This is a genomic window from Gryllotalpicola koreensis (genome assembly GCF_039538185.1).
GTDB lineage: Bacteria > Actinomycetota > Actinomycetes > Actinomycetales > Microbacteriaceae > Gryllotalpicola > Gryllotalpicola koreensis.
This window is the reverse complement of sequence record NZ_BAABBW010000001.1, coordinates 414490-428273: the sequence shown is the minus strand read 5'-3', so window position 1 is coordinate 428273 and position 13784 is coordinate 414490. Positions and strand designations below refer to the sequence as shown.

General features: G+C 70.1%; 12 protein-coding genes. 10 read left to right on the top strand and 2 right to left on the bottom strand.

The window, feature by feature from the left end; genetic code table 11:
* Nucleotide 1: 1 nt before the first annotated feature.
* On the bottom strand, nt 2–1243 hold the full coding sequence (locus ABD708_RS02040; protein ID WP_344751614.1) for an MFS transporter: 1242 nt from the start codon (nt 1241–1243) through the stop codon (nt 2–4).
* Between the two features lie 168 nt (nt 1244–1411).
* On the opposite strand from ABD708_RS02040, the gene ABD708_RS02035 reads away from it, so the two are divergent.
* The 5 genes from ABD708_RS02035 (at nt 1412) to nhaA (ending at nt 6490) form a co-directional block, all read left to right on the top strand.
* The gene (locus tag ABD708_RS02035; RefSeq protein ID WP_344751613.1) at nt 1412–2554 is read left to right on the top strand and encodes an ROK family protein; all 1143 of its coding nucleotides are present in this window, start codon (nt 1412–1414) and stop codon (nt 2552–2554) included.
* A gap of 46 nt (nt 2555–2600) precedes the next feature.
* Nucleotides 2601–3479 carry an SMP-30/gluconolactonase/LRE family protein gene (locus ABD708_RS02030; RefSeq protein WP_344751612.1) on the top strand — a complete coding sequence of 293 codons (879 nt, stop codon included), beginning with the start codon at nt 2601–2603 and terminating at the stop codon, nt 3477–3479.
* Nucleotides 3480–3519: 40 nt separating this feature from the next.
* Complete coding sequence (locus ABD708_RS02025; RefSeq protein WP_344751611.1) at nt 3520–4719, top strand: inorganic phosphate transporter; 1200 nt, start codon at nt 3520–3522, stop codon at nt 4717–4719.
* The gene (locus ABD708_RS02020) at nt 4716–5048 is read left to right on the top strand and encodes a peptidase (RefSeq protein ID WP_344751610.1); all 333 of its coding nucleotides are present in this window, start codon (nt 4716–4718) and stop codon (nt 5046–5048) included. The genes ABD708_RS02025 and ABD708_RS02020 overlap by 4 nt, the downstream gene beginning before the upstream one ends.
* 110 nt (nt 5049–5158) lie before the next feature.
* Nucleotides 5159–6490: a Na+/H+ antiporter NhaA gene (gene nhaA, locus ABD708_RS02015; protein WP_344751609.1), complete on the top strand. Its 1332-nt coding sequence runs from the start codon at nt 5159–5161 to the stop codon at nt 6488–6490.
* 18 nt (nt 6491–6508) lie between these two features.
* Here the strand turns inward: nhaA and ABD708_RS02010 are convergent, their stop codons facing one another.
* A complete protein-coding gene (locus ABD708_RS02010; protein WP_344751608.1) occupies nt 6509–7468 on the bottom strand; it encodes a LysR substrate-binding domain-containing protein in 960 nt (319 codons plus the stop codon).
* A gap of 155 nt (nt 7469–7623) precedes the next feature.
* Between ABD708_RS02010 and ABD708_RS02005 the strand changes: the two genes are divergently transcribed.
* The 5 genes from ABD708_RS02005 to ABD708_RS01985 all read left to right on the top strand — a co-directional run bounded on the left by ABD708_RS02005 (nt 7624) and on the right by ABD708_RS01985 (nt 13768).
* Nucleotides 7624–8772 (top strand): acyl-CoA dehydrogenase family protein, encoded by a 1149-nt coding sequence (locus ABD708_RS02005; RefSeq protein WP_344751607.1) that lies wholly within the window; start codon nt 7624–7626, stop codon nt 8770–8772.
* Nucleotides 8772–10007 carry a CaiB/BaiF CoA transferase family protein gene (locus ABD708_RS02000; RefSeq protein ID WP_344751606.1) on the top strand — a complete coding sequence of 412 codons (1236 nt, stop codon included), beginning with the start codon at nt 8772–8774 and terminating at the stop codon, nt 10005–10007. The genes ABD708_RS02005 and ABD708_RS02000 overlap by 1 nt, the downstream gene beginning before the upstream one ends.
* Nucleotides 10004–11194, top strand: coding sequence for a mandelate racemase/muconate lactonizing enzyme family protein (locus ABD708_RS01995; RefSeq protein ID WP_344751605.1), 1191 nt, complete (start codon nt 10004–10006; stop codon nt 11192–11194). Before ABD708_RS02000 ends, ABD708_RS01995 begins: the two co-directional genes overlap by 4 nt.
* Nucleotides 11194–12345 (top strand): CaiB/BaiF CoA transferase family protein, encoded by a 1152-nt coding sequence (locus ABD708_RS01990; protein WP_344751604.1) that lies wholly within the window; start codon nt 11194–11196, stop codon nt 12343–12345. Before ABD708_RS01995 ends, ABD708_RS01990 begins: the two co-directional genes overlap by 1 nt.
* Before the next feature lie 73 nt (nt 12346–12418).
* Nucleotides 12419–13768, top strand: coding sequence for an MFS transporter (locus ABD708_RS01985; RefSeq protein WP_344751603.1), 1350 nt, complete (start codon nt 12419–12421; stop codon nt 13766–13768).
* The last annotated feature ends 16 nt before the right edge of the window (nt 13769–13784 follow it).

Genomic DNA, 13784 nt, shown 5'->3' with positions numbered 1-13784 from the left:
GTCAGCGCACCTTTCGGATGGGGAGGATGAAGAACGCGGACAGCGCCGCGGTGATGCAGGTGAAGACGAACAGCGGCGCGTACCCGTTGAAGGCGGTGATCACGAGCGCGGCGATGAACGGCCCGGCGATCTGGGGGCCGGTCGTCGCGACGTTCAGCAGGCCGAGGTCGCGGGCGTTGTTCTCGGCGTGCGGCAGCACCAGCGTCATGATCGCCTGGTCCACGGCGGTGTAGACCCCGAAGAACAGTCCGACCACGATGGAGTAGGCGATCATGCCGCCCCACGTCGGGCTGAAGGCCGGGATGAGTGCACCTGCCGCGACGCCGACCGAGGCGATGACCACGAAGATCTTGCGGCGGCCGATCCGGTCGGAGAGGGGACCCGCCGCGAGGGTGGTGATGAAGGTGGAGCCCATGTTGATCGTGCCGAGCAGCGCGACCGCCGCGGCGGTGTTCCCGCCGGGCAGGTTCTTCGCGCCGATGTAGTCCGTGAGCGTGTAGAGCTGATAGGTCGACACCGTCCAGTACCCGATCATGATCGCGACGCGCGCCCAGAACGCCCAGGCGAAGTCATGATCGGCGAGGCCGGAGAAGAACGTGCGGATCGACTGGCGCTCCTTCACCACCGCCTCCGGCTCTGTGCCGGGGCGGGCGGTGGGGTCGGGAGCGAGCAGGACGAGGAGGACCACTCCGACGAGGAGCAGCGCGGCGATCGCCAGATAGCCCAGAGTGGGCTTGTCGGTGAAGAACGGGGCGATGTTCAGCCCGTAGATCACTCCGAGGGTCGTCGCGATGCCCGCGATCGAGGACACCAAGCCACGGCGGTGCTCGGGAACCCGGTCGGGCATGACGGCGGTGATCACGGCCTGGTAGGCGCTCATGGCCAGCATGACGCCGATGTATGCCGCCCCGAGCCAGAACAGCTCGGTCATGCCGCCCAACACGGCCAGCAGCAAGGTGGCGATGACCGCGCTGGCCAGGAGCCAGGGCGTTCTGCGCCCGAATCGGCTGCGGGTGCGATCTGACAGGGCGCCGAAGATCGGGTTTCCGACCGCCGCGGCCAGTGCGCCGATGGAGGCGAGGACGCCGTAGGCGCCGACCTTGCCGGCGCTGTCGAGCGCGGCGATCTGCCCGGGCAGGAGGATCTGCTGCATTCCCTGGAAGATCGCGAACATGCCGGCGTTGGCGAGGAAGAAGGTGCTGAGGAAGCGGGCGCCGCCGACGATCTTGGCGGCCGGGGCCACAGCGGAGTCTGTGGCTGGGGGAAGGGTTTCTGACATGGCAATGACCTCACTGTCACGGGATTCGCCGCGGCGGCGTTGCCGGGCGAAGGAATAGTTTCAGATACTGAAATTAAACGCAAGTACGATGGGGCAATGCCGACAGATGCGTCCCGGAGCGAGCTTGCAGAGATGCGTCGGCGGAACCTGGCGCGGGTCGCGCGGGTGATCCGGGACCAGCCGGGAGTCCACCTGAGTGAGGTCGTGACGCGCACCGGGCTCGCCTCGGGTTCGGTGACATCGCTGGTGAACGCGCTCGTCAAAGCGGAGGTCGTGCACGAGGAGGCGACGAAGGAGACGGCGGGCCGCGGCCGCCCACGACGAACCCTTGCGCTGGCGGATCGGTGGGCCGATCTCGTGGCCGTGCGCCTGACGCGTACGGGCATCGAGGCCCGCGCGACAACACTCGCCGGCCGGGTCCTGGCTTCGCGCGGCCAGGAGAGTCGCTCGGGGTGGAGCACCGCAGCCGCTGCGGGGGCGATCGCCGAGCTGATCGACGATGTGCTGGGCGACCACCGTCGGCCGGGCGGCGTCCCCTTCTGCACCGTTTCTCTTCCCGGTGTGTCCCACGGGGGGAAGCTGGGGGCAACCGAGCTCAGCTGGAACGACATTCCGGCCGCCGAGCTGCTCGAGCCGCTGCACAGCCGTCATCGACGCATCGAGATCCGTAACGACGGAAATCTCGCGACCCTCGCCGAATGGCGGGTCGGCGTCGCGCAGGGGGTGAAGAACGCAGCGGTCATCCTGCTCGGCCGCGGCCTCGGCGGCAGCGCCATCATCGACGGCCACCTGTTCCACGGAAACGGCAGTCCGTACGGATTCGGCCACACCCCCGTCAATCCTGCGGGACCCGCATGCGTCTGCGGGCTGCACGGCTGCATCGAGCTCTATTCCTCGCTTCAGGCCCTCGCGCGGCGCCTCGGTGAGGCTTCCCGCCTGAATGAGATGACATCGTCGGACTACGCCCGCGAACTGGACGAGCGCGCGAAAAGAGCCGAACCCGAGGTGCTCCTGGCCCTTCACGACGCCCAAGACCGACTGCGCGAGTTCTGCGACCTCATCGGCGCGCTGCTCACCCCCGACGTCATCGTGGTCACGGGCCAGTCCGCCGTCCTCGCGCCGTATCTGATCACGGACCGCGTCGGGTCGGCCGGCATCCCCGTGCTCCACGGGGCATTGGGCGCAGACGCCGCCATCATCGGAGCGACCCTCGCCGCGCAGGAGCGCGCGCTCTCGAATCCTCTGTCGCTCGCATCCGTTGGAGTCGAGGAATGACCGACCAGAATGCTGTGGAGGCACGGCAGGTCGAGAGGCGACGACGATGACAGAACGGATTCCCGGCCTGGAGGGCCTCGTGCCCGACGGGGTGCAGGCGCGGAAAGTCGCGACCGGCGCGACCTGGTCAGAGGGCCCGGTCTGGGTACCTGAGCGCGCCGGCCTGATCTGGAGCGACATCCCCGGCAACCGCATCCTCGAGTACACGCCGGCCACCGGTGAGACCACCGTCTACCGGGGCGAGGTGGAGTTCACGAACGGTCGCACGCTCGACCACGACGGGTCGATCGTGCAGTGCTCGCACGGCCGGCGCCGCCTCGAGCGCGACCGGGGCGGCGAGATCACGTCGATCGTCGACGGTTTCGACGGCCACCGGCTGAACTCTCCGAACGACGTCGTGGTCGCCGACGACGGCGTCATCTGGTTCACCGACCCGGACTACGGCATCACCCAGCCGGCCGAGGGCCACCCGGGCGAGCACGAGTACGGCGCCTGCTGGGTGTTCCGCTATGACCCGGCCGCCGACGACCTCGTCCCCGTGGTGACCGACATGGTCGAGCCCAACGGGCTCGCCTTCTCGCCCGACGAGAGCCTGCTCTACGTCTCGGACACGTCAGAGGCCCGCCACATCCGCGTCTACGACGTCGTCGACGGGATGCCGGCGAACGGCCGCGTGTTCGCCGAGATCGAGCGGGGCGCCCCCGACGGCTTCCGCGTCGACGAGCACGGGAACGTCTGGACCTCGAGCCTCGACGCCGTCATCATCTACGCCCCCGACGGCACTAGACGAGGCGAGATCCCCATCCCCGAGAAGGTCGCCAACCTGTGCTTCGGCGGCCCGGACGGCACCGAGCTGTACATCGCGGCGACCTCGAGCATCTACTGGATCCCGACCCTGACAAAGGATGCGGCCGGCAGGCCCTGACCCTGCGGTAGCCTGCCACGGTGGGATTGAGAGCCGACGGGTGAATCTGACCCTGATCGTCGTTCTGGTCGTCGTGCTGGCGCTGTTCTTCGATTTCACGAACGGATTCCACGACACAGCGAACGCCATGGCGACCCCGATCGCGACGGGGGCGCTGAAGCCTCGCACCGCGGTGGCACTCGCCGCCGTGCTGAACCTGGTCGGCGCGTTCCTCTCGACGGAGGTCGCGCAGACGATCTCGGGCGGCCTGATCCGAGGTGAGGGCGGCCAAGTGTCGATCACCCCGGCGCTGGTGCTCGCAGGACTCGTGGGGGCCATCACCTGGAATCTGGTGACGTGGCTGTGGGGCATCCCCTCGTCCTCCAGCCATGCGCTGTTCGGCGGCCTGATCGGCGCGACGATCGTCGGCACGTGGGACGCGGGGTCGATCGACTACTCGGTCCTGCTCGAGAAGATCGTCATCCCCGCCCTGCTGTCGCCTGTCGTCGCGGGGCTCGTCGCCTACTGCGCGACCCGGCTCGCGTACGTCATCACGCATCGCAGCGACGGCCTCGCCGACGGCCGCAGCGGCTTCCGCTACGCGCAGATCTTCTCGTCGTCGCTCGTCGCGCTTTCGCACGGCACCAACGACGCGCAGAAGACGATGGGCGTGATCACGCTGCTGCTGATCGCGGCCGGCCTGCAGCCGGCCGGGCACCCGGGCCCGCAGTGGTGGGTGATCGTGGCCTGCGGCCTCGCGATCGCGACCGGCACCTACACGGGCGGCTGGCGCATCATCCGCACCCTCGGCACGGGCCTCACCGAAGTGAAGCCGGCGCAGGGCTTCGCGGCCGAGACGAGCACGGCGGCGACGATCCTCGCGTCCTCGCACTTCGGCTTCGCGCTCTCGACGACACAGGTCGCCTCTGGGTCGGTCATCGGCTCGGGCCTCGGCCGCAGCGACGGCAGCGTGCGCTGGGGCACCGCCGGCCGCATCGCGCTCGGCTGGCTGATGACGCTGCCGGTCGCGGCCGTGGTCGGCGGCGCGACGGCCGTGATCGCCCGGCTCGGCACCGCCGGCCTGGTCATCGACCTCGTGATCGCCGTCGTGGTGATCGTGGTCGTGTTCCGCATCAACGCGCGCCGCCGTGTCACCGCCGAGCACATGACGGCGCGGGCCGAGGCCGAGGTGGCATCCGCGACCTCCGCCATCCACATCACGCGGCCGGTGCCCACCGTTTCCAGTGAGGAGAAGCAGTGATCGACTGGCTCTCCTTCGTCGCGGTCTTCGCCGCCGCGCTGCTCGGCGCGGCCGTCGTCGTCAGCCTCTACGCCCTCGGCCTGCGCCTGCTCGCCGTTTCGGGGCACGCACCGTTCGTGCCGCCGGTGGAGTTCGAGGAAGCCATCACCGTGCTCTCGCCGAAGCAGGTGAAGAAGGAGACCAAGCGGATCAAGAAGGCGCGGAAGACGAATCCGTATTCTCCGGCCGTGAAGCGCGTCGCGCTGATCGCCGCCTACGTGCTGTTCTCGATCTCGGGCCTCGTGGTGCTGTTCGGGATCTACCTGATCGTGCCCTACTTCCACTCCTGAGTGCCGTCGCGCTCACGCCGAGGGGCTGTCAGAGGGCCGGTAAACTGGAGGCACTGGTGTGCCGGGAAGTCTGGTCGGCGTTTCTTTGCCGATAACCCCGGAGAGCCAGCATGAACGCGACGTCCCCACCGCCCTCAGACCGCCACGCGCGACTGTTCCCCTTCCGCGCCAGTCCGCGCGAGGCATCCCGCATCGGGTCGATCCTCCGGAAGGAGACTGTCGGCGGAGCGCTGCTGGTGGGCGCGGTCGTGGTCGCGCTCATCTGGGCGAACTCGCCGTGGGCGGCCGGCTATGAGGCGCTGCGCGACATCGAGCTCGGCTTCGCGCCGTGGCACCTGCGCCTGAGCCTCGAGGCCTGGGCGGCGGACGGGCTGCTGGCCGTGTTCTTCTTCCTCGTCGGACTCGAGCTCAAGCGCGAGTTCGTGGCCGGCGATCTGCGCCGATTCGGCACCGCGATCATTCCGATCGCCGCTGCGGCCGGCGGCGTCGCGGTGCCCGCGCTGATCTACACCGCGATCGCCGCGCACGACCCCGCGCTGCGGGGCGGCTGGGCGATCCCGACGGCGACGGACATCGCCTTCGCCGTTGCCGTCCTCGCGTTGATCGGCTCGCGACTGCCGAGCTCGCTGCGGATCTTCCTGCTGACCCTCGCCGTCGTCGACGACCTCATCGCGGTCGCGATCATCGCGATCTTCTACACCGACAGCATCCACCCCGTCCCGCTTCTCGCCGCCGTGATCACCATCGTCGGCTACGGCGCGCTCGCGCAGCTGGGCAGGCGCTTCTTCGCCGCCCGTCCCGCAGCCGCCTGGCTGATCCTGCTGCCGATCGGCGCGGTCGCCTGGGCGTTCATGCACGCCTCGGGCATCCACGCGACCATCGCCGGCGTGCTGCTGGGCTTCACCGTCCCCGTGCTGCACCGCAGACGCGACCGCGATCGCGACGGCGAAGACGGGCCGGGCCTCGCCGAGCGGTTCGAGCACCGCTTCCGCCCCCTCTCCGCGGGCATCGCGGTGCCACTGTTCGCGTTCTTCTCCGCCGGGGTCGCGATCGGGGGCGCGAAGGGGTTCGCGGCGGCGCTCGGCAGCCCGCTCACGCTGGGCGTCATGGCCGCGCTCGTGATCGGCAAGCCGGTCGGCATCGTCGTCACGACCTGGCTGCTGACGCGCCTGGAGCGCGTCCGACTCGACCCGGCCCTGCGCTGGGTGGACATCGTCGGCGTCGGCCTCCTCGGCGGGATCGGGTTCACCGTCGCGCTTCTGGTCGATGACCTGTCCTTCGCGTCGGGGAGCCCGGAGAACGCCCATGCGAAGGTCGCGATCTTCGCCGCGTCGATCCTTTCGGCGATCCTCGCCTCGATCGTTTTGGGCAGCAGGAACAGGCGGTACCGGCGGGCCGAAGACCACGAAGACGGCGACGCCGCACGCGGCGGGAGCGAGTGATCGGATGCCTGCGCCGAGCTACTCCGCGGCGGCGCCGTCGCCCCCGCCCGACTGCTGGGCGAACGCGACGAACGCGCGGGCGACGCGGCTGAGCGAGCGCGTGCGCGGCCACACGATGACGACGTCGACGGGGTCGGCCCGCTGCGTGAGCGGCTTCATCACGACGCGCAGCCCCTCGTGCGTGAGCTCGGTGCGCGGCGGGGTGAGCAGCACCGTCCAGCCGAGGCCGCGGCCCACGAGCGAGCGCACCGTCTCGAAGTTCTGCGAGCGGTAGGTGATGCGCGGGGTGAACCCCGCAGCCCGGGTGATGGAGGCCAGGTGGAAGGTGCTCACGGGGGTGTCGAACAGCACATAGGGCTCGTCGGCGAGCTGCTTCAGGTCGACGGCGCGGGCGTTGCCCCACTTCCCGTCGGCCGCGACCAGCACCCCGGGCTCGCGGTGGGCGATCGGCACCTTGACGAGGTTCTCCGACAGGGCGAGGTCGTAGCTGATCACGACGTCGAGGGCGCCGCTCAGCAGATCGTGCTCGAGGGACTCCTGCGGGCCCTCGTCGAGGGTCGGCTGCGCGCGGGGGTATGCGTGCAGGAATCCGTCGACCAGCGCGGGCACCAGCGACGGGCCGAGGCTCGGGTAGCAGCCGACCGCGACGCCGCCGACGACCTCGCCCCGGCCGCCGATCTCGTCGAAGAGGTCGGTCGCCTCCGCGAGGATCCGGCGGGCGGCCGCGAGCACCGTGTGGCCCGTCGTCGTGAGCGTGACGCCGTGGGCGCGCCGCCTGATCAGCAGCTCGGCGCCGAGCGCCTTCTCGAGCTGCGTCAGCGCCAGCGAGACCGCGGTCTGAGACAGCCGCAACCGGCCGGCCGCGCCGCTGATCGTGCCCGTCTCGGCGACGGTGGCGAACAGGCGCAGCTGATGCAGGGTGAACGGCAGGTCGCGGGCGGCAGCGGATTCCTGCCCCGGCGTCGTTGCTCGGGCCATGATTCCTCAGGATAACTGAGGAACCACCCCACACTTCTGTCGTTGTGCGGGACTAAGGGCCCCGCGCACACTCGGTGAATCGAAAGACGGCGCCGTCTTCGCGAGAACCGCGGGCCCGGCCGTCGAGCAACACGACAAGGGAGTCAGTGCCTGCCATGCAGCCCCCGGTTCATTTCAGCGAAGAGTACGACGAGTTCGCCGCCTGGGTCCGCGAGTTCGCGACCCCGTATGCAGAGGGCTACAACGCCCGCGCCCACAGCGAGGAGTTCCCGTGGGACCTCGCCCGCGCCATGGGCGAGGCCGGCCTGCTCGGCCTCGGCACCTCGGAGGCGCGCGGCGGCCAGGGCAAGATCGGCGAGGAGCTCACCAAGGTGCATCTCGGCATCGCCCACGAGGAGCTCGCCTACGCCGACTTCTACCTGAGCCAGCTCTCGTACACCTCCAACCTCACCGCGCCGCTGCTCGAGCGCTTCCTGCCGGCGGCGCAGGCCGACGAGTGGGTCCCGGGCATCGTGAAGGGCGAGCACATCGTGGCCCTCGCGCTCACCGAGCCGGGCAGCGGGTCGGATGCCGCAGGCATGCGCACCCGCGCCGAGCAGGTCGAGGGCGGCTGGAAACTCAACGGCGAGAAGACCTCGATCACCTTCGCCCCGCACTCGAAGGCGATCATCGTCTTCGCGAAGACCGAGGCGGGCTTCACCGCATTCCTCGTGCCGAACGCCGCCGACGGCGTCTCGGTGCACAAGTTCGACGACCCGGGCTGGAAGCCGCTCGGCCGCGCCGCCGTGTTCCTCGACGACGTCTTCGTGCCCGACGAGCTCGTGATCGGCGGTGTCGGCGATGGCTTCCGCCTCGTCATGAAGGAGTTCGACTACACCCGCTCGGTCATCGGGCTGATGACGACGGGCGTCGCCCGCAAGGCGCTCGACATGACGATCGACTACGTCAAGATCCGCCAGGCCTTCGGCCAGCCGGTCTCCACGAACCAGGGGGTCAGCTTCCCCATCGCCGAGAACGCGACCAAGCTCGAGGCCGCGCGCTGGCTCACCTACCGCGCGCTCTCGCTCGCCGACGCCGGCCAGAAGTTCTCGAAAGAGGCCGCGATGACGAAGCTCTACGCGACCGACGTCTCCCTGCAGACCATCCGCGACTGCATCATCGCGCACGGCCACACCGGCCTCTCCGAGGATCTGCCCCTGCAGGCGATGCTGCGCGACGTCTCGGGCCTCGAGATCGGCGAGGGCACCCCGCAGATCCAGAAGCTCGTCATCGCGCGCTCGCTCCTCGGCCGGGAGTACGTCTGATGGCCGGCCGCGCGCTCGACGGCGTCAGGGTCATCGACCTCACGCAGGCCCTCTCCGGCCCGTTCTGCACCTCGCTGCTCGCGGACCAGGGGGCGGATGTCGTCAAGATCGAGTCACCCCGCGGCGACATGCTGCGGCACACCGGGCCGTTCGGCGAGGACGACACGGCCCGCGTCTACGGCGGCGTCTTCGGCAACGCCAACCGCAACAAGCGCAGCGTCGTGCTCGACCTCAAGGTGCCGGAGGCGAGGGATGCCCTGCTGAGGCTCATCGACGAGGCGGATGTGCTCGTCGAGAACTTCAGCAACGGGGTCATGGAGCGGCTCGGTCTCGGCTACGACGAGCTCGCGGCCAGGAATCCGCGCCTCGTCTACACCTCGATCCGCGGCTTCGGTGACGCGCGCGGCGGAGCCAGCCCCTACGCCCACTGGCCCGCCTTCGACATCGTCGCCCAGGCGATGGGCGGCCTGATGAGCATCACCGGGCAGGACGCCGACCACCGCGTGCGCGTCGGCTCGGGCATCGGCGACACCGTGCCCGCGATCTTCGCGGCCTTCGGCACGGTCACCGCGCTGCTCGAGGCCCGCGTCTCGGGCAAGGGCCAGTACGTCGACGTCGCGATGGTCGACGCGGTGCTCGCGGTCAGCGAGGTCGTCGTCAACACCTACTCGCACACGCGCACCGCGCCGGAGCCGATCGGCAACCAGCTGCGCGGCTTCGCGCCCTTCGACGTCGTGCCCGCCCAGGACGGCGAGGTCACCCTCGGCGCGCCGCACAACCCGCAGTGGGCGAAGCTGTGCACCGTCATGGGCCGCCCCGAGCTCATCACCGACGAGCGCTTCGACACCGACGACAAGCGGTGGATCAACCGCGAGCCGCTCTACGAGATCGTCACCGCCTGGACGTCGAGCCACACCGTCGCCGAGCTCATCGAGCTGCTCGGCGGCATCGTGCCCCTCGGCCCGATCTTCACCGCAGAGGACATCTTCGCCGACCCGCACTTCGCGGCCCGCGAGATGCTGCCGACGGTCGAGCAGCCGGGCACCGGTCGCGACATCGAGGTCACCGGCGTCGTCCCCAAGCTCTCGCGCACCCCCGGCGATGTCCGCCACCGGGCACCGCTGCTCGGCGAGCACACCGTCGAGGTGCTGCGCGCAGCCGGCCTCGACGAGGCCGCCCTCACCGCCCTCGAGACCGCAGGCGGCACCGTCATTCAAGAAGGAGTCCTGTCGTGAAGATCACGCGCGTCGAAACCATCCCCGTCTCCACCCCGCTGGTGAAGCCGTTCCTCATGCCGGGCACGAGGATCACCCACATCCACTCGGTCGTCGTGAAGATCTACACCGACGAGGGCGTCATCGGCGTCTCCGACGGCGGCGACACCTCGAGCTGGTACCGCGGCGAGACCCAGGACTCGATCCAGGGCATCATCACCGACATCATCGCCCCCCAGTTCCTCATCGGCGAGGACCCGTTCGCGATCGAGAAGGTCGTCGGCCTGATGGACCGCTTCGTGCGCGAGAACAACCAGGCGAAGGCCGCGATCGACTTCGCGCTGCACGACCTCAAGGGCAAGGCGCTCGGCGTGCCCGTCTACGAGCTGCTCGGCGGCCGCACCACCGAGGCGTCCCGCCAGGGCTGGGTCGCCTCCGCCGGCGGCACCGAGGTCACGGTGCAGGCCGCGATCGACGCGGTTGCGAACGGCTTCGAGCTCGTCAAGCTCAAGGCGGGCGACGACATCGACGAGGTCGTGCGCAATGTGGCATCCGTTCGCGAAGCCGTCGGCGACGACGTGCGGCTCACCATGGATGTGAACGGATTCTGGAATTACGACCAGGCCTACAAGGCGCTGCGCCGCCTCGAGCCGTACCACCTCGAGTGCGTCGAGCAGCCGCTGCCCTATTGGGACATCGAGGGCCTCGCCCGCCTGCGCCAGAAGGTCGGCACGCCCATCTACGCCGACGAGTCGGCGCAGGAGCTGCACCACCTCAAGGAGATCATCGACCGCCGTGCGGCCGACGGCCTGTTCATCAAGATGCAGAAGGCGGGCGGCCTGCTCAAGGCGCAGCGCTGGCTGACCCTGGCGCGGCTCGCCGATCTGCCGGTGATGAGCGGATGCATGATCGGCTCGGGCCTCGAGGCCTCGCCCTCCGCTCACCTGATGGTCGCCGACCAGTGGGCCTCGCAGTTCACGCACGAGAACCTCGGGCCGCTCATCATCAACTCGCAGTGGGAGAACCGCGAGCAGCGCATCACCCAAGACATCGCGACGCAGGTGCCGATCTTCACCGACGGCAAGCTCTACCCGAACGAGGGCCCGGGCTTCGGCATCGACCTCAACGAGGAGTTCATCGCGGGTCACATCACGCCGAGCAAGCAGGTCAAGACGGTCGCCGCCGAGCCGGTCGGGGTGTTCGCCTGATGGCCGCGTGCACCGGGGTCGGGCCTCTTGCGGGCATCCGTGTCGTCGAACTGGGCGGCCTCGGGCCCGCCCCGTTCGCCTGCATGCTGCTCGCCGACCTCGGTGCGGACGTCGTGCGCATCGACCGCTCAGGGGCCGGCTTCGAGATGCCGGTGCCCCCTGAGCTCGACACGCTGCAGCGCGGCAAGGCCCGCGTCTCGGTCGACCTCAAGGACCCGGCCGGCCTCGACCAGGTGCTCGCGCTGATCGACGCGGCCGATGTGCTCGTCGACCCCTACCGCCCCGGCGCGGCGGAGCGCCTCGGCCTCGGGCCCGACGTGCTGCTCGCGCGCAACCCGCGCCTCGTCTACGGCCGCATGACCGGCTGGGGGCAGACCGGGCCGCTGGCGCAGCGCGCGGGCCACGACCCGAACTACCTCTCGGCAACGGGCGCCCTGCACGCCATCGGGCGCGCGGGCGGTCCGCCGCAGCTGCCGCTCTCGCTCGTCGGCGACTTCGGCGGCGGGGCGATGTACCTCGTCACCGGGATCCTCGCGGCGCTCGTCGAGCGCAGCGCCTCCGGACTCGGCCAGGTCGTCGACGCGGCGATCGTCGACGGCGTGGCGCATCTGATGGCGAATCCGTACTCCCTGCTCGCCGCAGGCGTCTGGCACGACGAGCGCGGCACCAACCTGATCGACTCTGGTGCGCCCTTCGTCGACGTCTATGAGACGGCCGACGGCGGCTGGATGTCGGTCGCCGCGCTCGAGCCGCCGTTCTACGCGCAGCTGATCGACGGGCTCGGGCTCGCCGCGGCGGGCCTTCCCGGGCAGTGGTCGCGCGATGAGTGGCCGGCCCTGCGCGCCGCGTTCGCCGCTGCTTTCGCCACGCGCACGCGCGACGAATGGACCCAGATCTTCGACGGCACGGATGCCTGCGTGGCGCCCGTGCTCTCGATGTCAGAGGCCCCGCGCGGCGAGCACCTTGCCGCGCGCGGCACCTTCATCGAGCGCGATGGCCGGCCGGAGCCGGCACCCGCACCGCGCTTCGGCCGCACCCCAGCAGGGGTGCCCGCACCGCCTGTTCCACCTGCACCACCCGCACTGCCCGGGCACGGCTCCGTGGCGGAACTGCTCGAGCGCTGGGGCGCGGCGATCCCGCACCCGGTGTGAGCGCCACTGCTCCCCCTCCCCCCTCACATCGACCGTCGACACCGTCGTCGACTTCCTCGAAAGGACCACTCGCATGGTCTCCAACACCAGCCCGGCCGTCGCCTCGACGTCGGCCCCGCGCGACCGTTCGCTGTTCGCGTTCCTCGGCACCGGTCAGGTGCGCCGCGCCGCCCTCTCGGGCTACCTCGGCTCGACGATCGAGTTCTACGACTTCATCCTGTACGCGACGGCGTCGTCGGTCGTCTTCGGCCCGCTGTTCTTCTCGGGCCTCAACCCGCTGATGCAGACCGTCGCCTCCTACGGCACCTTCGCGACCGGCTACCTGTCGCGGCCCATCGGCGGCATCATCTTCGGCCACTTCGGCGACCGCATCGGCCGCAAGCGCATGCTGCTCATCTCGATGTCGGTGATGGGCGTCGCCTCGACGCTCGTCGGGCTCGTGCCGGCCGTGCCGACCCTCGGCGCGGTCTTCCTGATCCTGCTGCGGCTCATCCAGGGCATCGCGATCGGCGGCGAGTGGGGCGGCTCCGCGCTGCTCGCGCTCGAGCACTCCGGCGGCCGCAAGCGCGGCCTCGCGGCATCCTTCGCGAACGCCGGCGGCCCCTCTGGCGCCTTCCTCGGCACCGCGGCGCTCGCGCTGTTCGCGCTGCTGCCGCACGAGCAGTTCGCCTCGTGGGGCTGGCGCATCCCGTTCCTGCTCTCCGCCGTGCTGCTGATCATCGGCCTCTACGTGCGCATGAAGGTGCAGGAGTCCCCGATGTTCGAGAAGGCCGTCGAGCTCGACAACCGCCAGCGCGCCGAGAAGCGCACCATCCCGCTGGTCGAGGTGCTGAAGCGCCCGCGCGCCCTCATCGTCGGCGCGTTCAGCGGCATGGGCTCCTTCGTCATCCAGGCGCTGTTCTCGACCCTGGCCCTGAACTACGCGGTGCAGCACGGCGTGAGCGAGTCGGTGGGGCTCTGGGGCTTCGCCGCCTCGCAGGCCGCGGCCGCGATCACGATCCCGATCTGGGCGGCGCTCTCCGACCGCATCGGCCGCCGCCCCGTCATGATCTTCGGCCTCGTGGCCCTCGCCGCGCTCGCCTTCCCGCTGTGGTCGATGTTCGGCTCGGGCAGCGTCGGGCAGGTCATCGCGGCGTTCCTCATCGCCCTGCCCTTGCTGCAGAGCGCCACCTTCGGGCCGCTCGCGGCCTTCGTCTCGGAGACCTTCGCGACGAGCTCGCGCTACACCGGCGCCTCGCTCGGCTATCAGTTCGCGAGCCTGCTCGGCGCCGGGTTCACCCCCGTCATCGCCGCGTCGCTGCTCGCCGCGAACCACGGCAACCCGGCCGGCGTGCTCTGGTACCTCATCGCGATGTGCGTCATCAGCGCCCTCGTGCTGTTGATCTTCGCCCCCGAGAGTAAGAATCTCGAGATCGACGAGTAATCGCCGCACCCACCCC